Genomic DNA, 21,514 nt, shown 5'->3' on the forward strand with positions numbered 1-21,514 from the left:
TCCGGTTTCGTTCCCCCAACAGATTCCCCCACCAGAACCGCGTCCCGCCGCGAGGTACCCCGAGGGCGAACTTCCGTTCCCAAGGGAGGTACATTGCGTGGTGACCACCGCGGGAGCTCGGGAGTAGCCGGGCTGAGAGGGCGGACGGGACTTGCTCCCCTTTCCGCCGACCGCATGAACCTGGACCGGGTAATGCCGGCGTAGGAAGGGTGTTGACGATGGACGCTGCCTCCGTACCTGCCTCCATATCTGCCGAGAGCGGACCCACCGTTTCCCGTGATGCCGTGGCGGACGTGATCGCGTCTCTGCGGGCCTCCTCACCCCTTGTGCACTGCCTGACCAACGTCGTGGTGTCGCAGTTCACCGCGAACGTGCTGCTCGCGGCGGGGGCCGCCCCCGCGATGGTGCACAGCGCGGAGGAAGCCGGAGCGCTGGCCCGAGTGGCCGGGAGTGTCCTGGTCAACCTGGGGACGGTGACATCCGTGACGGCGGAGGCGATGCGCGTCGCGGTCAAGGAAGCGGCCGTGGCCGGGCGCCCGTGGGTGCTCGACCCGGTGGCGGTCGGTCCGCTGCCCTGGCGCACCGAGCTCGCCCACGAACTCCTGGAGAGCGCACCCCCAGCGGTCGTTCGCGGCAATCCTTCCGAGATCCTGGCACTGGACGGCGGCGGCACGGGCGGGCGCGGCGTGGACAGCACGGACACCCCCGAGGCGGCACTGGCCGCGGCCGGCGCGCTGGCCCGGCGCTACGGCTGCGCGGTCGCCGTGAGCGGTCCGGAGGACGTCCTCACCGACGGGACGCGAGTGGTGCGGGTTTCCAATGGGCACCCGCTGCTGCCTCTGGTGACGGGGACCGGCTGCTCACTCGGCGCACTGGTGGCCGCCTGCACAGCCGTAACCGGCGACGCGCTGCTGGCCGCCACCGCCGCGACGGGTCTGCTCACCGTGGCCGCGGAGACCGCCGCCACCCGCTCGGCGGGACCCGGCACGTTCGCGGTCGCGCTGATCGACGCGCTGCACGAGCTCAGCCCGGATCAGCTCGCCGAGGCTCTCAACCTGCGCTGAACTTGCGGGTGTTGCGGGCTCCCGGTGTAGCGGGCTTGCAGGTGTTGCGGGCTTGCGCGGTGAGCGGTCGGCCTGTCCGCCAGCCGCCGAACAGCGTCCGCCCGGCCTGAGGGCGCCACGCCCCCGGCTCCACATCTGCCAGTCCTCGCAGACACACACCTCAACACCTCACCCCTGTGACTGACTCAGGTTCACGTCAGGCTCCTCCCTTTCCCTGCACCTCCCGATGCGTTTCCCCCGCCCTTCCCCGGCCGGGAGACCCCAAGGAGCAACCCATGCGACCACCACTTGACCTGTCCCTGTACCTCGTCACGGACACCCGGCTCTGCGGCGACCGCGGTGTTGCCGCCACCGTGGCAGCCGCCGTCCGGGGCGGTGTCACTGCTGTCCAGCTGCGCGATCCGGACGCGGACGCCCGCACACTGTTCGCGCTCGGCCGGGCGATCCAGGCCGAACTCGCGGGCACCGGCGTCCCCTTGATCGTCAACGATCGCTTGGACGTGGCGGTCTGGTTGGACGCGGACGGCGTCCACCTGGGGCAGCGGGACGTCTCCCCCGCGACCGCCAGGCGCCGGCTCGGTCCCCACGCCTTCGTCGGCCTGTCCGTCAGCCGTCCCGAGCAACTGACGCACGTACCGGACTCCGTCGATCACCTCGGTGTCGGTCCGGTGTTCAATCAGTCCACCAAGCCGGACGCCGATGCCCCGCTGGGTCTGGACGGCCTGGCCCAGATCGTCCACCAGAGCACGCTGCCCTGCGTCGCCATCGGCGGAATCGGCGTGTCCGAGGCCGCCGCAGTCAAGGCAAGTGGTGCAGCCGGGATCGCCGTCGTCAGCGCGATCTGCGGACAGCCCGACCCCGAAACCGCAGCACGTTCCTTCATCCACGCCCTGCGACCGGAGGTCCCCGCATGACCAGCCCGCCCATCGCCCTCACCATCGCCGCCAGCGACCCCTCCGGCGGCGCCGGGATCCAAGCCGACCTGAAGGCGTTCTCCGCCAACGGCGCCTACGGAACCGCGGTTCTGACCGCCCTGACCGCGCAGAACACCCAGGGCGTCACCGGCATCCACGCCGTCCCTCCGGCGTTCGTCACCGAGCAGCTCGACACTCTGTTCGCCGACGTCCGGGTGGACGCCGTCAAGATCGGGATGCTGGCCGACGCCGCCATCGCCGCGGCCGTCGCGGACGCTCTGGAGCGGCACCGCCCCCCGTACGTCGTCCTCGACCCCGTCATGGTCTCGACCAGCGGTCACCGCCTCCTCGAGGCCGATGCGGTGCGCGTGCTGCGCGACCGTCTCCTGCCGCTCGCCGATCTCATCACCCCCAACCTCCCCGAGGCCAGCGACCTCCTCGGCATCGCCGCCGCACAGAACCGCACCGAGGCCGTCGAGCAGGCCCGCGCGCTCCTCCGAGCCGGCGCCAAGCGCGTCCTGCTCAAGGGCGGCCACCACACACATGACGCCGAATCCGTCGACATCCTCGTCGACGCCGCGCACGCCACGGGCGCCAGTGGCGCGGGCGTCACCGAGCTGTCCGCGCCACGTGTGAACACGCGCAACACCCATGGCACCGGCTGCACCCTCTCCGCCGCGATCGCCGCCCTCCGCCCGCAGCGCGACGACTGGCAGACCACCGTCCGCGCCGCCAAGGAGTACCTGACCGGGGCCCTGCGTGCGGCCGACACCCTGCGCGTCGGCCACGGTCACGGCCCCGTCCACCACTTCCACCAGTACTGGAGCTGAGCACCATGACCACGACGTTCTGCGACGAGCTGTGGACCGCCACGGCCGACATACGTTCGGCCATCGACAAGCTGCCGTTCGTCACCGGCCTCGGCGACGGCACCCTGGACCGGGAGAAGTTCGTCTACTACCTGGCCCAGGACGCCCACTACCTGCGCGGCTACGCCCGCGCGCTGGCCAGCGCCGCCGCGAAGGCGGACCGGCCGCAGGACATCGCGTTCTTCGCGAAGTCCGCCCACGACGCCGTCGTCGTCGAAAGCTCCCTGCACGAGAGCAACGTCGTCGACGTCGACGCCTGGACCCCCTCCCCCACCTGCACCGGATACACCTCCTACCTGCTCTCCGTGGCCCACACCCAGGGCTACCCGGAGCTGGCCGCCTCGGTCCTGCCCTGCTTCTGGATCTACGCCGAGGTGGGCCGCGTGCTCTTGGAGCAGGCCGGTGACCTCGCCGCCCACCCGTACGGCGACTGGATCGGCACGTACGCCGACGAGGAGTTCGAGGCCGCCACCGAACACGCCCGACAAATCGTCAACCGGCTCGCGGAGCAGGCCGACCCCGCCACCCGCGATCGGATGCGCACGGTCTTCGGCACCGCGTCCACCTGGGAGTGGATGTTCTGGGACGCCGCCTGGCGCGTGGAGTCCTGGCCGTTCGGTGACGCTCCTGCCCAGGTTTCGGAGCCCACGAAGTGACGACGACCATCGAGCCCACCACCCCGGCACCGGAGCCGGTCCCGGCGAACGAGGCGCCGCTCACCCTCGACCAGCCCACCCCCAAGGTCCTGAGCGGCTTGGACCAAGGCACCTTCTGGGCCAACCTGGGCGTCAGCCTGCTCGGCTTCAGCGGCATGCTGGTCGTCCTCGACCCGCTGGGCACCGGCAGTCCGACCTTGTCGTTCGCCGCCGCCGTCACCGCGTCCGTCGTCGGCACCCTGATCGGCACCCTCGCCCTCGGCCTCGCCGCCATCACCGGGGCCCGTACCGGCGCGCCCTCGATGGTGCTGCTGCGCGGCCTGTTCGGCGCGAAGGCGTCCTACCTGCCCACTGTCCTCAACGTGCTGCAGATGGTCGGCTGGGCCGTCTTCGAGCTCGTGGTCATCTCCACCGGCTTGAAGATCCTGGCCCGCCAGGCCTTCGGCGAACCGGGCCCCGGCTGGCTGTACGTGCTCGTCGCGGGCGCGGTGACGACTGCTCTCACGCTGCGTCCGCTCGGCGCCCTGCGCATCATCCGCCGCTACGTCACCATCGCCGTCGTCCTGGCCATCTTCTACCTGGGCTGGGACCTGGCCGGCCGCGGCATCCCGATGGAGGGCGGCTCCTGGAAGGACTTCTGGTTCGCCGCCGACAGCGTGATCGCCGTGTCGATCTCCTGGCTGCCGTTGGTCGCCGACTACTCGCGGCACTCCCGCAGCGAGAAGGCGGCATTCGGCGGCCTGGTCGTCGGCCAGACCCTCGCGGGCGTCGCGGGCTCGGTCCTTGGCGTGGCCGCCCTCGCGGTGATCGCGTTCGACAGCACCGACCCGTACAAGGTCTTCGACCCGTTCACCGCCACCAGCGTCGGCGTGATCTGCTTCGGTGTCCTGGTGCTGCGCGAGGTCGACCAGTCCTTCGCCAATGTCTACTCCACCGCCGTGTCCGCCCAGAACCTGCTCCCCCGGGCGGACCGCCGCATCCTGTGCCTGATCAGCGGCACGCTGGCCACCGCGCTGGCGCTCCTGGTGAACATGGACAGCTACGCCAGCTTCCTCTACCTGATCGGCGCGGTCTTCATCCCGATGTTCGCCGTGCTCGTCGTGGACTTCTTCGTACTCGGCGGCCACCGCACCTGGGACGTCTCCGAGCAGGCCCCCACCCGCTGGGTCATGCTGCTGCCCTGGACACTCGGCTTCGCCACCTACCAACTGATCGCACCCACGAACATCGCCGGCTGGTCCGACTTCTGGGCGTCACTGCAGGACGCCGTGGGCCTCACCGTCCAGCCATGGATGAGTGCCTCCCTGCTCTCCTTCGCGGTAGCTGCCCTCGCCACCCTCGCGGTGCGCCGCAGGCGTCGGCACGTTGCGACCAGGTAGAGCAGTCCGGTCGACCGGCGACCGGCTGAAACCGCTGTCACGTGAACCCGAACGCCGTTAGCGTGCGCTCGTGATCGAATCTCCGCTGCCCCTCCTCTTTCTCGATGTCGATGGGCCCCTCATTCCCTTCGGGGCAACGCGGCAACAGCTTCCGAACGGATACCCGACCTATCGACCCGCCTGTCGAACCGAGCCCCAGGCGTGGGGAGCAGATTCGAATCCGCTGATTGCCAGGATCAATCCAGCGCATGGTCCCCAACTGCTGGCGCTGCCGTGTGAGCTGGTGTGGGCCACGACGTGGATGTCCGACGCGAACGAATGCGTCGGACCGTGGCTCGGCCTGCCGCAACTGCCCGTGGTGATCTGGCCCGAGCCATCCGACGAGGAGGGGAAGGACGGCCTGCACTGGAAGACCCGTTACCTCGTCCAATGGGCAGCCGGACGGCCCTTCGCCTGGGTCGATGACGAGATCACAGACGCCGACCGGGCATGGGTGGAGGTACAGCACCCAGGCCCAGCCCTTCCCTATCGCGTTGACGCCCGACAAGGCCTCACGAGCAAGGACTTTGCCGTTCTCGACCGCTGGTTGCGGCAACACACGGGGTGAAAAGACCCGTCCCGGAACCCTCGAAGCGGGTTCCGGGACGGGTTTCAAGACGGGTTGCGAAACGGGCTCCTATCGCACCACGACGTTGTCCGCGGCCGAAGTCGACGGCCCCGTGGTGGTGTTGCCGTAGTACACCCAGCGCCACGCGCCCGTCTTGGACGCCTTCACGGTCGTCTTGAGAGCGCCCGAGCCGTTGGCGTTGACCTTCTTCACCGTGGTGTAGGAGGAGGCTCCGCTGGGCTTGAACTGCAGACTCACCAGGCGGCTTCCGTAGGAAACGTACTTCTTCGTCTCCCAGTTGGCCCGCGTCACCTTGCCGGTCACGGTGATGGTCTTGCCCTGGGACACCGGCTCGGGCGCAGCGTTCACACTCAAGCGAGAGTTGCGCTTGACGTAGGCGGTCATGCCCTTGTCGTCCGTGTCGCCGCCGCCACCCTTGAAGGACACCTCGGCCGCGACCTTCCAGGCTCCGGCCTCGCTGTTGCGCATGTCCCACACAGAGGGGTCGAAGAACATCGTCTCGTTGATGTCGCAGACGCCCGCGCCCGCCTCGTGGCAGTCGCCCGTCTCGATGGCGTGCCACAGCCGCTCACCGGTATTGCTGTTGCCGCGGTAGAGGAACACCGCCGGCCACTTCCATTCGCGGGTGGTCGTCATCCGGAAGGACGTGGGTGCCGCGACCTCCTTGGACACCCCGATCACGATCGCCTTGCCGCCGTTCACCTGGACGCGGGTGAAGGAGACCCCGCCCTCGGCCGCCCCGGCCGGCACCGCGGCCATGCCCGTGAACACCGCCGCCGCTCCACCGGCCACGACAGCTCTCCAGACCTTCTTGCCCACCTGATCCCCGATCTCTGTATCTCTGTTCCGAAAGGCGCCGGAGAGCCCTCCTCCGGCGCCTTTCAGACAGCCGAGATCTTGATGGGGTTGTGCACCCGTGGATCACGATCACGCATCAGGCCCCGTCCCGGAGCACTCGAAGCAGATTCCGGGACGATCTCCAACGGCCACCGCAGCGGCGTGAAGACGCGGTGCTCACCGGGACCGAATCAGCCGCGTGGCAGTGGCGAGCCGAGCAGCCAGTTGCCGGGTGCCTCGGTATCGGTGCTGAGGTAGAACTCCTCGATGGCGGTACGGAACTCGTCGTGGCTGATGGTGCCGCTGCCGTTGCGGTCAAGGCGCTTGAAGGCCGCGCCGGAGGTGGCCGGGTCGATGCCGAGGGCGTCGTACATGCGCACGTACTCATCAGCGGTGAGCATGCCGCTCTTGTCGGTGTCCAGGGCGCGCATGAGGGCGTCGATGATGGGCATCACCAGGCGTTCGACGGTCTTGGCATCGGCGGCGATGTGGGAGCGCATGGTGGTGATGAACTGTTGGCGTCCGACGCGGCCTTGGGTGTCCAGGGCGCCGGCTTCGCCCATGGCATCCCACCAGAGCATGAATGCGTCGCGCAACGCGCTCTTGTTGCTCTCGTCCGGGGCCACCGCGGCGAACACCTCGCCGATCTGCTGGAAGTCGCTGCGGGTGAGGTAACCGTCGCCGGTGCGGTCGAACCAGGTGAACAGGGAGGTGAATTTCCGTTCGGTGCTGTCCTGCGCCATGGTGGTCTCCTCGTATGGGGTGGTTGATCGGGGCCCGGCCCGGGCCTGTTCATCCCTCACGTGAGACGGCCGAATATGTGGTTGGCCGGCGAGTTGGGATCGTTCCCGTAGAAGAACTCGGAGACGGCCTTGTGGTACTCGCTCCGCGACAGGGCCCCGGAGGAGTCGAGGTCGAGTGCGTTGAACACCTCGGCGCACTCCGCGTCGGTGGCGCGTCCCGTGCTTCCGAAGATGTGCGTGAACTCGCTGCGGCTGACCGCACCGTCGCCGTCACCGTCGGCCAGGTCGAAGAAGCGGTCGGCGACCGGTGCGAGCTCCTCGGGGTAGTGAGCGCGATCGGTGAAGGCGGCGGCGAACGCCTGCGTGAGCTCCGCCGAGGTCACCCTGTCGTCCTTGTCGGTGTCGGCGGGGGCTATCACCGACTCCCAGAACTCGTGCATGGTGTCGTACATCTGCTGTGCCTGAGGTGAGTCGGGGGCAAGGCCCCTGGCCTGGACGTAGCGTTCGCTCATCATGACGACGTCCTGCCGCGTTATCGCGCTGTCGCCGTCGACGTCTGCGGCGCTGAACCACCGCTCGTACTTGCGTACACGCAGCTCATCCATACGCGCACGGTAAGAGCGCGTCAGACACTCGACTAGGCCTATTCCCGGCCGTCGACGCGCAGACCGAAGGCCCACCCGCGATCCCGGTGCGGGTCCCGCGCCGGCACCGGCCTGGCGCATGCGCGTGCCCGCGCGTGCGCCGATGGCAGCGACCTGCGAGGGCGTGGGCTGCCGCGCCCTCGCAGGGGCCGTCGGTTCGGCGGGGATGAGGGATCAGGTGCCCGGCTTGCGGCCGTAGACGAAGACGTCGTCGCCCTTGCGCAGCATGTTCCAGTACTTCACGGCGTCCTTCTTCGTCATGTTGACGCAGCCGTGGGAGCCCGGCGGGGCCCAGACGCTGATGCCGACCGAATGGAACGCCTGGCCGCCGTCGAAGAACTGGCTGTACGGCATCGGCACGTGGTAGATGCTCGACACGTGGTCGATGTTGCGCCAGTAGACCTTCTTCAGGCCCGTGCGGGTCTCATGGCCGTTGCGGCCGGTGCGCACCGGGACCGGGCCGTATTTGAGAGTCTTGCCGTCCTGGATCCAGCTGAGCTGGAGGGTCAGGTCGACACAGGCGATGCGCCCCTTGTCGGTCGGGCACTTGCCCGCCTTGTTGGGGGTGTTGCCCACCGCTTTCTGCTTGTTCATGAGGTTCATGACGCCCCATGTGACGCTGCCCGCGTACCCGGCGTTCGGGGAGATCTTGTGTTTGGTCTGGAAGGCCTTGATGGCCTTGCAGTCGGCTGCCGACTGTTTGCCGTCCACCGGGCGGCCGAGGAACTTCTCGACCTGCTTCTGGTACGGGCCCGTTTGCGTCGAGCACGACGCCGCCTGAGCACTGCCTGTGCCGAGCGCCACCGTGAGCGGAGCCACCAGCACGGTGATCCCCAGAGCCACGGCTCCTCGTCTGCGTATGTCCCCCACTGCTGCCCACTCCTCGGTCGTCACTGGTCCGCAGGTCGAACCCACCTGCCCACCTAGACGACACGGCCCCGCCGTTCGTTGTAGGACAAACCGACACAGGTGTGTAACAGAGGTCGCCTCGTCGCCAGGCGACTCCGCTCTGGGGCCGCACGCGCGCGAGCACCGTCACCGGCCACCGGCCACCGGCCACCGGCCACCAGTTCGACCCGGGGGCGCCCCCTCAGGCAGGGACAAAGACGTCCTCATGGGCCCCGTCGAGGATGAACCCGTTGTCGAAGCGGACCCGCACGCTCACGCGAGGCCCTCGTTCCTGGAAGGCGGTCCACGCGGGTTCCAGAGCGCTGATGTTCTCTTCGAGCTGCCTCCTGCTCTCCGTGGGCATCTCGGCCCCGAAGGCGTCGAGCAGCGACTTGAGCCGCTCGTACTCGCGCACGTCGTCGCTCTCGTCCTGGTGGCCGATCACCTGCTCCACGGTCCCGCCCGTGCCCGCCGCCAAAGACAGGAACCCGACGACGACCCCCGACACCTCGGCCGAATCGGTCAGCCGGGTGTCCGCGGCCAACACCACCCGCTGGCCTGCCTTCAGAGTCATCTGCTCTCCATCTCCCCCGCGTCGGCCACATCCACGCGGTGCAGGAACGCCTCGACGAGGCGGTCGGTGAAAGCCTGGTCGACGGGCTCCGCCGTCACCAGGACGCGGTGGTAGACCGGCCCCACGAGTTGGTCGATCTCCGCCGCCAGGTCGAGTCCGGCGGCGAGCTGGCCGCGTTCGACCGCGCGTTCCAGCGGGAGCCGGTCGCGTCGGCGCTGTGCGTCGAGGTAGCCGGACCGCAGGGCGGCGGCGAACGCCGGATCGTGCTGGGCGTGCCCGATGAGGGCGGTGAAGACGGCGCCCGCGTCGGACCGGGTGAGGAACAGGGCCAGTTGCCGCAGGTGGGCGCGCAGGTCTCGGGCCAGGTCGCCATGGTCCGGCGGGGTCAGGGCTTCGGCCGCGTCCTGGAGGAAGGCGTCCAGGAGGATGTCGGTCTTGGTCTTCCACCAGCGGTAGACGGTCTGTTTGGCGACGCCCGCCCGGGAGGCGATGCCCTCGATGGTGACGCCGGTGAAGCCCTTCTCGACCAAGAGGCCGTCGGCCGCCTCCAGCACTGCCTGCCGGGCCTGTTCGCTGCGGCCGTGCCGGTTGCCGTGGTGGCGCGGCGCCTGTTGCGGCCCGGTCGCCGCTGCGGCCGTACGTCCTCGTTCCATGTGTGCCTCCCGGGGCCAGAATAGGCCAAGACCTCTAGACGCTACGCAACGGTGCGTCTAGTCTAGGCGTATGACTTTCACCAACACCCTCGAAGACCCCCGCGTCGCCTCCGCCCTCGCCCGGATGTTCCGCGATGCCGAGCAGGACGAGGAGACCAGCAGGCGTAACCGGGCGACGTGGCCCCAGGACACCGCGTCCCTCGACCCGCAGGAACAGGCCGACGCCAACGCGGAGATATACATGCCGATCTCCGCCCAGGGCGGCCGCCTCCTCTACAACCTGATCCGGGCCGCCCGCCCCGCCACCGTCGTCGAGTTCGGCACGTCCTTCGGCATCTCCACGCTCCATCTCGCCGCCGCGGTGCGCGACAACGGGAGGGGGCGCGTGATCAGTACGGAACTGAGTGCCGCCAAGGCCGCAGCCGCCCGCCGAACCTTCGCCGAGACGGGGCTGGACGACCTGATCACCGTCCTCGAGGGAGATGCCCGCAACACCCTCGCCGACGTCGACGGCTCCGTGGACTTCGTCCTCCTCGACGGCTGGAAGGACCTGTGCCTGCCCGTCCTGCGACTCCTCGAACCACGCCTCGCGCCCGGCACCCTCGTCGTCGCCGACGACGTCGACCTGGAGGACCTCGCGCCCTACCTCGACTACATCCGCAACCCCCGGAACGCCTACCAGAGCGTCACGTTCCCCGTGGAGGAGGGGATGGAGATCAGCTGCCGCCTCTAGACCCCAGGGGTCCGGCGGCAGGCCCTGTGCGGCATCTTGCTCGTGCTGCACGAGCCGTCAGTGCGGAAGTGGTCGCAGGCGACGCGGCGGAAGTGGAGCGACGGTCTCGCAAGTTCCCCAGCTGACGTGCCGTGGCTTGGCTATGGTTTTCCTGTACAGAGATGAGACTCGGCAGGAGACCGGGTGCGGGGCGACGAGGCCTTGAGGGGCCGCACGCCGGACGGGGGACGCGTGATGGATGCTCCTGGCAGAGCGCAACTGGTGTTCGTACACGGCATCGGCGGGTTACGGAAAAGCGAGCAGGAACGGCGGGACTGGCTGAAGGCTCTGGCCGACGGCGCCCGGGCTGCCGGCCATTCTGATGCGGTCTCGGGGATCACCCAGAGCTGGCTGATGGACGCTCATTTCGTCAACTTCAGCGACCTGTTCACGGAGGAAGAGGCGCAGGGTGTCGCGCCGGCGGAGCCCGTCAGCGATGTGGAACTAGCGCACGGCCTGGTTCGCGAGATCACTGACGAGCTGCTTTTACAGGCCCGGGAGCAGGGCGATCACGCGGCGATCCGGGTGATGGAGGATGCGCAGTCGCAGTTCCCCGAGGACGCCCGTGAGCTGCAAGGAACCTTGGAGCCGGTGCGCATCCTTGCACGCATCCTGACCACTGTCCTTCAGATGCCCGGTCTCCGAAAAGCCGGTCAATGGGTCAGCGGATCACCCTTGCTGGGGGACCTTTCGCAAGTGGGGGCTTACCTCGACCGCGGTGGCCGGGAAGACGGGCGTGAAGCGCTGGACGTGAAGATCCGGGCGCGCGTCGAGAGCGTCGTGGATCCCCGACAGCCGCTCGTCGTGGTGGCCCACTCGCTGGGATCCGTGGTCGCCTATGAGGCCTTGCACCAACTCCCGGGCGCCACACGACTTTTCGTGACGCTGGGCTCACCTCTGGCCACTGCTGGAGTGGTCTTGCACCGGGTCAGACCGCATCCCCCACGCACGCCAGAGGGCGTGGAACAGTGGCTGAACTTCTGGGACCGCGACGACATCGTCGTATGCCGCCCGCGCATCAAGGCCTGGATGCAGGCCAGTTCCGCGGGCGTGGTGCCCGTGTCACACCGGGTGGACTCCGATGGGGTTTGGGTGCATACGGCGACGAAGTACCTGCGGCAGCCAGCCGTCGCAGGCAAAATCGTCGAGGCGTTGAAGCAGTGACGGCCGCTCCGGTTCGACATGTGCTCGTGATTGCCGCACAGTGCGCGGCGATGCGTCCGCTCACCCGGCTCGAAGAGGCCGCCGAAAAGTTGCACGACACCCTGACCGACCCTCTGCTCGGTGCGTGCCAGGCACGCACGGGGACCCACCCGTCGCTCCTCTGCGGGAAGGATCTCTCGCCCACAGACGTCGAGGAGGCCGTGGATCAGGCGCTCCAGCGGGCCAAGGAGGACGGCGCGGTACTCGTGCTGGCCCTGCTGGGTCATGGGTTCACCGCGCCCCAGAGCACCAAGCTCTATTTCATGGTTCGTGATTCGACGACGCAAAGTCCCCGGTCCGCTGTGGATGTAGGGCGGCTGGTCGCCTCGGTGGCCGGCGAGCCGAAGATCGACGGGCTGATCGGCGTGGTCGACACCTGCCATGCGGGCGGGTCTGTTCCGGAGACGGGGCAGCTCGTGGGCAGTGTCCGTGAGGGGCGGTCCCGGCTTGCCCTCCTCACCGCTGCCACGGCCGACCAGCCTGCCCGTGACATGAACTTGAGCCTGGCCTTGGCCGGGGCCCTGAAGAGGGGGATCCCGGACGCCGGCCCTGCGGTGTATGTCGATCGCGCGTTGGCCGATGTGCTGCGCAGGCTGGTGCGCGGGCAGGTCATCGGGCGGTTTGAGTACGACCAGGATCCTTTTCCGCTGGAAGGCCTGTGGTTGGCGCGTAACGCTTCGAAGGGCGCGTGCACGTGGGGTAGCGAGGTCGTGGGCCCGCTGGGGGTGCAGGACTTGCGGGAAAGTGTGGAGACGTGGCGTGGGGCGCGCCATGTGCCCGCACGGTTGACGCCTTCCGAAGTGGCCTCCCTTCGGGACTTCGTCTCCTCCGGTCGCCCGGTCGAGGACGAACGGGACCCCGATGCGCGCGAGTGGGTGGAGGACGTGGTGACCTCCCTGCTGGAGGCGTTGCGCACGAAGAAGTTCCTCAATGACGTCCTCGCCGACTCCCTGAGCAGTGAACTGCTGCGCGCAGCAGGGCGGTTGGCAGGGTTTCCCTCCGCCACACAGGAAACCGCTGTCCCCCTGCGGGACCTGCTGGAGTATGCGGTACTGCGCACCCGGCGTCGGCGTGAGGCGCGTTGGAAGGGCTTGGCCCGGCTCGTCGCCGGGCTCTTCCACCAGGCTGGCTTGCCCCAGACTCATCGTCGCTTGCAGGAATGGGCGCGGGAACTGGATGTCGTCACCGAGGTCAACGATGCCTTCGCCGAATACACCGATGGCCGTCAGCGGCAGGATCTGCGTCTGGTGGTCAGCTTGGCCGGGGCGTGGACCGGTTGGCCCGAGGAGGTGGACGCCTGGCTGCTCCGTGGCGGTGCGGTGCTCCCACTGCATCAGCAATTCCGGTGCGGGCCGGGGGGATCGCACGGCGTGGCGAAGGCGATCGGCGACGCACTGGACTGGGCCCGCCGAGAGCTGCCGCGCCCCGAGTTGCTGGAGACGATCGACATTGCCGCACCGGCTCACCTTCTCGCCCATTGGCGTCCCGAGGAAGAGAAGGTCGGCCGCTACCTGCTGGGGGCCAAGTACCGTGTGATGCCACGCTGGAGCGGCAGCCTGGACGAGGCCGAGGGCAACGCCGAGATCAATGACGCGGCCCGCAGGACGCTGACGAAGCTGAAGACATCGTCCTGCGCCACCGAGACGGTGAAGTGGGTCAGCACGGCCGCGCTGCGCGACCGTTCGGAGCTTGAGTACGGGCTGGCCACCGGCCAGTTCGACATGGCCGTGGGAGTAGATCACTGTCCCGAAGATCTCGAAGGGGCCCTGGAGCTGTTCTTGCCCTTCACCCCTATCGTGCTGTGGCCTCGCGGTGACGCCGAGGCCGCCGAGGGACGGCTGGCGGAGCTGGTCCAGGAGCGCTGGCACGAGCTTCCCGAGGGCCTGCCTGCCGCGTACCGCAGCCGGTGGGGCGCACACCGGGACTGTGGGGGCTGTCTCGGAGACGTTCGTGTGGTCTGGCATGACGAGGTGTGGCTGGACTTCTGCCGCCCCTTCGAACATCGCGTGGTGACCTCGCCCGAGGAGGAAGCATGACTTGGAAGCCTTACTACCAGGGCGACGGCAGGCAGCGGGAGGTGTCTCTCGCCGACCCGCCCCCCTGGCGTACCTTCCCGCGCGCCTCGCAGCATCGCCAGTATCAGCCGCCAGAGGGTCTCATCGACGCCGTCAACGCGGCGATCCATCTGCGTCGCCCGCTGCTGGTGACCGGGCCCGCGGGGTCGGGGAAGTCCACGGTGATCGAACAGGTCGCCCACGAACTGGGGCTTGGTGACGTGCTGCGCTGGCACATCACCTCGCGCAGCTCCCTCACCGAGGCGCTGTACCGTTACGACGCGCTGGGACGGATCCACGCCCAGAACCTGCGCAACGCCATCGTCCGCGACCCGGAGCGCAAGGGTGGCGGTGCGCACGGTCGCAGCCGTGACGACATCGCGCCGTTCTTGCAGCTCGGCCCCCTGGGCACCGCGCTGCTGCCTGCGGAGCGTCCGCGGGCCCTGCTCATCGACGAGATCGACAAGAGCGACCTGGACTTGCCCAGCGATCTGCTCGAGGTGCTGGAACGCGGCGAGTACGAGATTCCGGAACTGGTGCGCTATCGGCGCGAACGTGTGGACATCAGGCTCTGGAACAGCAGAAGCACCCACACCGTCGAGAAGGGGAGAGTGCAGTGCGTCCAGTTTCCCTTCATCGTCCTCACCAGCAATGGGGAGCGGGACTTCCCACCGCCGTTTCTGCGCCGCTGCATCCGTTACACCATGCCCCGTCTGACGGCACCGTTGCTGCGAAACATCGTCTGGGCGCATTTCGACGGCGATCTCAGCAACGAACAACAGGAGCTGATCCAGGAGTTCGCGGACCGTCTGGTCGGCGGGAGCCATCTCGCTGTCGATCAGCTGCTGAACGCTGTGGCCCTGCTGGGTGGCGGTCAAGGCCCTCAGGGCGAACAGCGTGAACGTATCCGGGAGATGCTCACGCGTGAGCTCTCCCGTGCATAATGCCCACGACTCCCCCAGTTCCCCCGCTGTGCCGGCTCCCCTCAGTTCGCTGGGCAGGATCCTGGACGTCCTGGCCGCAACCGCGGATCCCGGTACGGATGCGGGTTTCCTGGCCGACGCCATCTGGCTGGCGGCGTCCCGGGCCGCCGCAGAGGACGGTCCGCCCCTGCCGCCCGACCCAGTCGCCCCACACGCCATCGCGGGAGCAGGCGAGGCACGACCGGATACGCCCGGCAGCTCCGTCGGGCTCCCGGCTCCCCCTGCGCCCGCCGCCCACGATGCCGCTGGCACCGGGGTTTCGGCACGCCACCCGGACGGTGACGCGCTGGTACGCGGAGAGCCTTTGTCCCTTGGCCGGTCAGCGCCGCTTTCCCAGGCCCTGCCGATCGGCCGGGCGCTTCAGCCGTTCCAGCGCCCCTGGCTCAAGGGCAGCCGCACCCGGCTGAACGTCGACGCGACCGTCGATCACTACGCCCGAGGCGGGCCTTTGGTGCCCGTGTTCAGCGTGGCTCCGGAGGTGTGGTTCGAGGCGGTGGTCGTCCTGGACACCTCATTGTCCATGCAGGTATGGAACGAGACGGCCCGCGCGCTGACCCAGCTTATGGGCGGCCTCGGAGCGTTCCGCGCCGTACACACATGGCAGCTGGCCTGGCAGAACGGGCAGCCGCACGTCCACGACCAGCGAGGTGACAGCGTCCGGGGAAACCGCGTTCCCCACCACGGCGGAGGCTCGCCTGGACGGCGCGTCATTTTTCTCATCTCCGACTGCGCAGCGAACGGCTGGCAGCGCCCCGCCATCTGGCAACTCCTGTACGCCTGGGGGCAGCAGGTGTCCGTGGTCCTCGTCAATCCCCTGCCCCGGCGCCTGTGGCGGCGATCCGCACTCAACCTGCCCGCCGTCCGGGTGACAGCCGCCCAGGCAGGCGAACCCAACAGCGCACTGCGCTACCGTCTCCCGCCGCGTCTGCAAGCGGTCCAAAGACTTCCTGTCGAACGCCGCAACGACTGGCTCCCGCTGCCCGTGGTTTCCTGCACCCCGCGGTCACTGGGCACTTGGTCGCGAGCCGTGATGCGCCCCGACCCGCAGGGCTGCGAGGCCGTCCTTCTCCCGGCGGCCGGCAGGCTCTCCGACACTCTCCCCGCACGAAGCGGCGATCCCGTCACCCGAGCAGGGGCAACCCGGCGAGGCGAGCCCGCCGTCCTCGCCGACGCCTTCTTGCGCACCGCGTCGACTCACGCCGCGCGCCTGGGCGTCCTTTGTTCTCACCTGCCCGCACTGACCGTGCCGCTTCTGCACGCCCTGCGTGAACAAGCTGTGCCCGAAGCCGAGTTGGCCGACCTCGCCGAGGTCCTCACCAGCGGTCTGCTGACCATCAGCCACACGGCGGGACATGATCCGGTGATGGTCCTTCACCCCGGCGCCCGGGAACGGCTGAGCGCGGAGGCCACCACCTACGACGCCCGGCAGGCACGGCGGGCGCTCAGCCGTCACCTGGACACCCACCCCTACGCGCCGGATGGGATCGCCGCCGTCCTGCACGACCCCTCCGCCCCGCAGAGCTTCGCCGCCTACCAGGAGCCGTTCGCCTATGCCGGCCTGACGGACGCCCAATCGGCGCCCGAGCCTCATTCCAGCCTTCAGATCGTCGAGAGACTGATCGCCGACATCGATGCCGGTGTGCTCCCCTTCGACGCCCCGCTTCCGTCGCCCCTCGAGCTCGCGACGCGCTTTGCCGCATCCCGCGATGTGGTGTCCACCGCGCTGGGGTACTTGGAAAACATGGCGTTCGTCCGGTCCGGGGACGAGGCCCGCAGGTATGTGACCACGCCAAGCGCACGCGGCTTCCGGACCCCGTCCGACCTCTTTCAGCGCGCGGGCTTGGCGGCTCTTCTCGAACGCGGGAAAGCCGAGGGCCGGATCGCCGGAGACGACCTGCGACGGGCATTCGAGGCGGACGCGATCCCGCCGACAGAGTGGAAGGACGCGCTGCGAACGGTCAAGCTGGTCCTGGACGACGCCGGTGTCGAATTGGTCGTCAGCGCGTCCCCCAAAACCGGGCGACGCTCTCCCGCAAAGCCCGCCTACCAGCGTGTGGCCGATGCCCTGGTCGACGACATGCGAAACGGCACCTACGCCGATGGTGACCACCTGCCGTCCCAGACCACTCTGGCCGAGCGCCTGGGGTACTCCCGCAGCACGGTACAACGAGCCTTCGAACAGCTCCGCGCCGACGGATACATTACATCCGCCCCAGATGTCCCCACGGCACCCGAGAGCCCGAGCAGTGAAGAGTTCTCGGAAATCTCAAGGGACATCAGACTTACCTTGCCATCCCAACTGGCCCACTTCCAGCAGGTGGTGATGCTGGTCCAGCGGGGCAAGTCCCAGGGCAGCATCAAATCCGACGACCTGCGTCGCGCGTTCGAGGCGGACGCCATCCCACCCACACAGTGGAAGACCACTTTGCGCCTCCTCAATGACTTCCTCGAGCAGGAAGGCATCGAACTTCAGGTCGGCACCCCGGCAAAGAAGGCCGGCCGCTTCCGCATCACCTCCAGGAACGCCGCTGAACGGGAACGGAAGCTTGAACTGATCCGCTCCCCCCTCCCCTCCTGCTACCGCATCGCCGTCCTTGGACTCAAAGGTGGCATCGGCCGGACCACCACCACGCTGGCCCTGGGCGATACGCTGGCGGCCGAACGGCGGGACCGGGTCGTCGCCCTTGACGCGGCCCCGAACGTCGGCACCCTCGGGTTGCGGGTGCGGCGTGAGACCGGGGCCACGATCCGGGACCTCGTCACGATGAGTCCCAACCGCCGCTCGTACGAAGACCTGCGGCGCTTCACTTCCCGGACCCCCACCGGCCTGGAGATCATCGCCAACGACGCGGACCCGGCCGTCTCCACCGTCTTCGACGACGAGGACTACCGGCGCGCGATCGACCTTCTGAGCACCCAGTACCGGATCATCCTCACCGACACCGGAACCGGCCTGCTCCATCGCTCCATGCGCGGTGTCCTGGACCTCGCCGACCAGCTCGTCATCATGGCCACACCCTCCGTGGACGGGGCCACCAATGCCAGCACGACCCTGGACTGGCTGAACGCGCACGGATACGGGCACCTCGTCAGCCGCTCAGTCGCCGCCATTTGCCAGGTGCGCGACACGGGCAAGAGAGTCAGGGTCGAGGAGATCGTCCGGCACTTCGACGCACGCTGCCGGGGCGTCGTCGTCGTGCCCTACGACGAACATCTGGCTGAAGGCACCATCATCGACCCGGACATGATGCAGCCCAAGACACGGCTCGCGTACTTCGATCTCACGGCGCTGGTCGCCGAGGACTACGCACTGCGTTCACCGATCCACTCCTCCTGACACCACTCCAGTGCATACCCTCGCCCTTCCCGCCTCCGCGGGATACTCGAATCGTCGTATGTCCCGGTTTCTCCGCACCTGTCAAAATGGCTGGCCCGTGGGCGGTCGATGACGTGCCTTGCGGTCGGAGGGGGGAGCCATGGGCCAGAAGGACGCATCGGCGAAACCGGGCCCGCAGAGGGCGAGGGCGCAGGCGCCTGTAGGCGGTGAGGCGCGGCCTGTCTTGGCGGCGGCCAACTGCAAGCAGTCGCTGCCGGCGTGGGGCGTCACCCGCGAGTTTCGCTTCGGGCAGTTCATCCGGCTCTACGACGAGCGCAAGGGCGCCAACGGCCAGACGGCGGTCACTCCGATCGTCCTGAACGCCGACGGCGATGTCGTCGAACCCCAGCTCCGCTCCACGACCGGGCAGACCCTTGACGCGGACAGCGCCTCCAACGGTGCCGCCGCGATCCGCGGGCCAAGTCGCACCCAAGCGACCCCCATCGGCCTGTGGGAGGCCGAGAACTTCGAGACCGTCCTCGACGGCAAGGTCAGGACCGTCGAGCTGCCCGACCCTGAAAAGGTCATCTCTGACGGACTCTTCGAGCTCGACGGACGCCCGACGACGGTGAGCCTCGGTCCCGATGGTGTGGCGGCGCTGCGCAGCGGGGACGCCGTCCTCGCCATCACCCGCAATGCCAAGAACGCCCCGGAAGTGGTGCGGCTGGTGGCCACGCGGCACGAGGTCACGCTCCCCGCCCACCAACTGGACGAGGTTCTGGCGGCCCGCGAGATCGTGTCGTCGCACGGGACGGTCAAGCTGACCGAGTCCGCGATCCGCTCGCTGATGCAGACCGGCGAGGCAACCGCTGCCCTGCGCGGTGACACCACCACCGCTCTGGTGAGCGTCAAGGTGGCGGATCGGCCCACCATGGCGCCGCCGGTGGCCGATTCCTTCGCGGTGCAGGACCTCGCCGAGTTCCTCGCGGCCCCCGTGATCCCCGCCCAGGACGACAGCATGATCCACGTACCCCTGGACCGTGGCACGGTGGCCAGTCTTCGCGAATCCGGGAAGGCGGCGTTCACGGTCAACGACCGGACAGTGACGGTGTCGCTGACAAAGGCTGCCCCCGTACTCGAAGGACCCCAGCCGTTGTTGCTGGGTCCGGCGTACGTACGGCCCGGCAAGCTGGGCGGCTACACCCTGGACGACGTACGACGCGACACCATGCTGAAGCTGCCGGGGTACGACGGCAAGATCACGGGGTTCAACGGCAGTGCCGGCGCCACCACGGCCAAGCCGCCGAGCACGCCGCAGTTCTCCAAGGTGGGTCTGCCGATCGCCGTGCTCCTGCCGTGGAAGCAGACCTGGACGCTGACAGGTTTCACCCGCGGCACGCTGCTCTCGTCGCTGGCCCTGGCGCCGGGGGAAGAGACCCGGATCACCGTGGCCAACTGGGAGCGGCGCTCCAAGGCGCTCGACCAGACGTCCGAGACCGATGTCGAGCAGACCTTCGACTACACCAGCACCACTCGCGACACCGAGGACGTCTTCAAGGAGATCACCCAGTCCAACGACTTTCACGCGCAGGCCAACGCCTCCCTGGACGCCTCCTATTCACCCGGAGCGGCTTCGATCCGCGTGCATGCCGATGGCGGCGTCAGCAACGACCAGAGTCTGGCGGTCACGGCCCGCACCTCCTCTCAGCGCATGCGCGAGTCCACGACGCGCGCCGCCACCAGGGTGCGCTCCCGGCGGGTCACCCGGATCACCGAGTCGGTCGAGCGCACGTCCATCAACGAAGTCGTCCGCACCATCCGCAACCCCAACGCCTGCCACACTCTCACCCTCAACTTCCATGAGGTACTGGCTCATTACGACATCAACGTGGTGTTCAATCCGACCGCTGTACGGCTCGTGGTGCTGGTCCCGAACCCGGAGCCGACGAAGACGTTCACCGAACTGATCGTGCGGACCCATGAGGCGACGCTGCGTGCAGGTCTCCTCGACGCGGCACTCGCCGACGGCTTCGAGGCGTGCCGTCTCTTGTCCGCGTACGAGTTCGCCGAGCATGAGATCCGACGGCTGGCCGACCTCGCCAAGCGCGAGCTGGACCAGGAGCGCCAGCGCGTGGAGAACGAGGACGGTGACGGCGACGGCCCGGACAAGCCGCCCAACCCGCATCTCGAGGGCTTGGTCGAGATTCTCAAGGACCTCAAGCGCCGGTATGAGCCTCTCGCCGTCTCCGACGCCTTGCACGGACTGAAGTCCATCGCCGACTGGAAGATCCCACCGCCTGCGGACCAGATCGAGCAGGCCAACCGCTGGCTGTGGCGGCGCCTGGTCGCGGCCAAGTTCGGCGACGGCCTGCTCACCGCGCTCAACGAGCTGCGAGGCGTGGCCCAGCCTGGCCCCAACGATGCCCGTCGGCTGATCGCGGCCACCCCTGGGCTGGGCAGCACTCCGGCGCTGGACGGACTGGGTGGGCTCACCGAGAAGGAGAAGGAGGACGCCGGGCTTTTCGCCGCGTCGTCCGGCGCGCTCGGCGGCCCCTGGTGGTGGTGGTACCCCCGCCTGAAGGACTCTCGTTTCTACGAGGTCTCGGACGGCGGCGTCCCGGGGCTCTTGGCCCAGCTGCGCACCAAGTTCCAGGACTGGGAGACCAAGGAGAACGAGGGCAAGGGCCTCGAGCAGGCGGACGCTGCCGCCAACCGGGCCAAGAACGAACAGCAGAAGGCGACCGTCGCCGACCGGCTGGAGATGAAGTTCGGCGCGGAGACGGTCGGTTCCGCCTATGAGCGGCGTGAAGCCCTGCTGGCCCACCTCAACGAACACCGCGACTACTACCGCTTCGTCCTCTTCCAGGGGATGCCGCCCAGCGAGCAACTGCAGCGCATCATGGACCTGGCGCCGCAGCTGCGCGTCGGCATGTTCGAACCGCACGTCGTCGCGTCCGACGGCCCCAATCTCGCCATACCGCTGACCCCCGTCGCGGAGACCACCATCGCCAAGGTCGTCACCAACTTGGCCGCGCGGATGCAGCAGGCCAGTGACGAGGCGCTGACCGCCGGGGGCAAGATCGCGACTGACCGGGTCATCCTCACCACGCCGGGAGTGAGCGTCGAGTCCTGGCTGGGCGACTGCTCGGGCTGCGAGGACCACACCGAGCAGCTGCGGACGGCCCAGGCCCGGGCCTCCGTCGCCGAGGCGCGGATCAGGGAACTGGAGGCCGACCGGCGCGCAGCCATGCTGGCGGACAACGACCACTCCGATCCCGACCCGGTGGTCACCCCGCGTCTGCATGTCACCGTCGAGCAGCAGCCCGAGTAGGCGCGG

General features: G+C 68.6%; 18 protein-coding genes and 1 riboswitch. Of the genes, 12 read left to right on the forward strand and 6 right to left on the reverse strand.

The genetic code is table 11. The features are described from left to right. Positions 1-99: 99 nt before the first annotated feature. Positions 100-225, forward strand: a riboswitch (TPP riboswitch). Positions 226-284: 59 nt separating this feature from the next. The 6 genes from thiM to ACWFRU_RS04615 all read left to right on the forward strand — a co-directional run bounded on the left by thiM (position 285) and on the right by ACWFRU_RS04615 (position 5,489). Next, a complete protein-coding gene (gene thiM / locus ACWFRU_RS04590) occupies positions 285-1,064 on the forward strand; it encodes a hydroxyethylthiazole kinase (protein ID WP_453684630.1) in 780 nt (259 codons plus the stop codon). 275 nt (positions 1,065-1,339) lie between these two features. Continuing rightward, positions 1,340-1,978 (forward strand): thiamine phosphate synthase, encoded by a 639-nt coding sequence (gene thiE, locus ACWFRU_RS04595; RefSeq protein ID WP_453684631.1) that lies wholly within the window; start codon positions 1,340-1,342, stop codon positions 1,976-1,978. After that, positions 1,975-2,808 (forward strand): bifunctional hydroxymethylpyrimidine kinase/phosphomethylpyrimidine kinase, encoded by an 834-nt coding sequence (gene thiD / locus ACWFRU_RS04600; protein WP_453684632.1) that lies wholly within the window; start codon positions 1,975-1,977, stop codon positions 2,806-2,808. The genes thiE and thiD overlap by 4 nt, the downstream gene beginning before the upstream one ends. Before the next feature lie 5 nt (positions 2,809-2,813). Further along, the gene (tenA, locus tag ACWFRU_RS04605) at positions 2,814-3,503 is read left to right on the forward strand and encodes a thiaminase II (protein WP_453684633.1); all 690 of its coding nucleotides are present in this window, start codon (positions 2,814-2,816) and stop codon (positions 3,501-3,503) included. Further along, a complete protein-coding gene (locus ACWFRU_RS04610) occupies positions 3,500-4,882 on the forward strand; it encodes a purine-cytosine permease family protein (RefSeq protein ID WP_453684634.1) in 1,383 nt (460 codons plus the stop codon). The genes tenA and ACWFRU_RS04610 overlap by 4 nt, the downstream gene beginning before the upstream one ends. 70 nt (positions 4,883-4,952) lie before the next feature. Then, positions 4,953-5,489, forward strand: a complete 537-nt coding sequence (locus ACWFRU_RS04615) for a hypothetical protein (protein WP_453684635.1) — start codon at positions 4,953-4,955, stop codon at positions 5,487-5,489. 69 nt (positions 5,490-5,558) lie between these two features. On the opposite strand, the gene ACWFRU_RS04620 is transcribed toward ACWFRU_RS04615, so the two are convergent. The 6 genes from ACWFRU_RS04620 to ACWFRU_RS04645 all read right to left on the reverse strand — a co-directional run bounded on the left by ACWFRU_RS04620 (position 5,559) and on the right by ACWFRU_RS04645 (position 9,849). Beyond that, positions 5,559-6,329: a hypothetical protein gene (locus tag ACWFRU_RS04620; protein ID WP_453684636.1), complete on the reverse strand. Its 771-nt coding sequence runs from the start codon at positions 6,327-6,329 to the stop codon at positions 5,559-5,561. 209 nt (positions 6,330-6,538) lie between these two features. Further along, complete coding sequence (locus tag ACWFRU_RS04625; RefSeq protein WP_453684637.1) at positions 6,539-7,090, reverse strand: EF-hand domain-containing protein; 552 nt, start codon at positions 7,088-7,090, stop codon at positions 6,539-6,541. A gap of 56 nt (positions 7,091-7,146) precedes the next feature. Further along, the gene (locus ACWFRU_RS04630; RefSeq protein ID WP_453684638.1) at positions 7,147-7,695 is read right to left on the reverse strand and encodes an EF-hand domain-containing protein; all 549 of its coding nucleotides are present in this window, start codon (positions 7,693-7,695) and stop codon (positions 7,147-7,149) included. Between the two features lie 213 nt (positions 7,696-7,908). Continuing rightward, positions 7,909-8,604, reverse strand: coding sequence for a L,D-transpeptidase family protein (locus ACWFRU_RS04635; protein ID WP_453684639.1), 696 nt, complete (start codon positions 8,602-8,604; stop codon positions 7,909-7,911). 220 nt (positions 8,605-8,824) lie between these two features. Continuing rightward, positions 8,825-9,196 carry a hypothetical protein gene (locus ACWFRU_RS04640; RefSeq protein WP_453684640.1) on the reverse strand — a complete coding sequence of 124 codons (372 nt, stop codon included), beginning with the start codon at positions 9,194-9,196 and terminating at the stop codon, positions 8,825-8,827. After that, complete coding sequence (locus tag ACWFRU_RS04645; protein ID WP_453684641.1) at positions 9,193-9,849, reverse strand: TetR/AcrR family transcriptional regulator; 657 nt, start codon at positions 9,847-9,849, stop codon at positions 9,193-9,195. The genes ACWFRU_RS04640 and ACWFRU_RS04645 overlap by 4 nt, the downstream gene beginning before the upstream one ends. Positions 9,850-9,919: 70 nt before the next feature. On the opposite strand from ACWFRU_RS04645, the gene ACWFRU_RS04650 reads away from it, so the two are divergent. The 6 genes from ACWFRU_RS04650 (at position 9,920) to ACWFRU_RS04675 (ending at position 21,508) form a co-directional block, all read left to right on the forward strand. After that, positions 9,920-10,582: an O-methyltransferase gene (locus ACWFRU_RS04650; protein ID WP_453684642.1), complete on the forward strand. Its 663-nt coding sequence runs from the start codon at positions 9,920-9,922 to the stop codon at positions 10,580-10,582. 183 nt (positions 10,583-10,765) lie between these two features. Continuing rightward, complete coding sequence (locus tag ACWFRU_RS04655) at positions 10,766-11,785, forward strand: hypothetical protein (protein WP_453684643.1); 1,020 nt, start codon at positions 10,766-10,768, stop codon at positions 11,783-11,785. Then, positions 11,782-13,860 carry a vWA-MoxR associated conflict system protein gene (locus ACWFRU_RS04660; protein WP_453684644.1) on the forward strand — a complete coding sequence of 693 codons (2,079 nt, stop codon included), beginning with the start codon at positions 11,782-11,784 and terminating at the stop codon, positions 13,858-13,860. Before ACWFRU_RS04655 ends, ACWFRU_RS04660 begins: the two co-directional genes overlap by 4 nt. Beyond that, positions 13,857-14,822 carry an AAA family ATPase gene (locus ACWFRU_RS04665; RefSeq protein ID WP_453684645.1) on the forward strand — a complete coding sequence of 322 codons (966 nt, stop codon included), beginning with the start codon at positions 13,857-13,859 and terminating at the stop codon, positions 14,820-14,822. The genes ACWFRU_RS04660 and ACWFRU_RS04665 overlap by 4 nt, the downstream gene beginning before the upstream one ends. Positions 14,823-14,850: 28 nt before the next feature. Beyond that, positions 14,851-18,198: an SAV_2336 N-terminal domain-related protein gene (locus ACWFRU_RS04670; RefSeq protein ID WP_453685257.1), complete on the forward strand. Its 3,348-nt coding sequence runs from the start codon at positions 14,851-14,853 to the stop codon at positions 18,196-18,198. A 139-nt stretch (positions 18,199-18,337) separates the two neighbouring features. After that, entirely contained in the window at positions 18,338-21,508 is a 3,171-nt protein-coding gene (locus ACWFRU_RS04675; RefSeq protein ID WP_453684646.1) for a hypothetical protein, read from the forward strand. Positions 21,509-21,514: the final 6 nt, after the last annotated feature.

It is taken from the genome of Streptomyces sp. NPDC055099, from assembly GCF_053607685.1.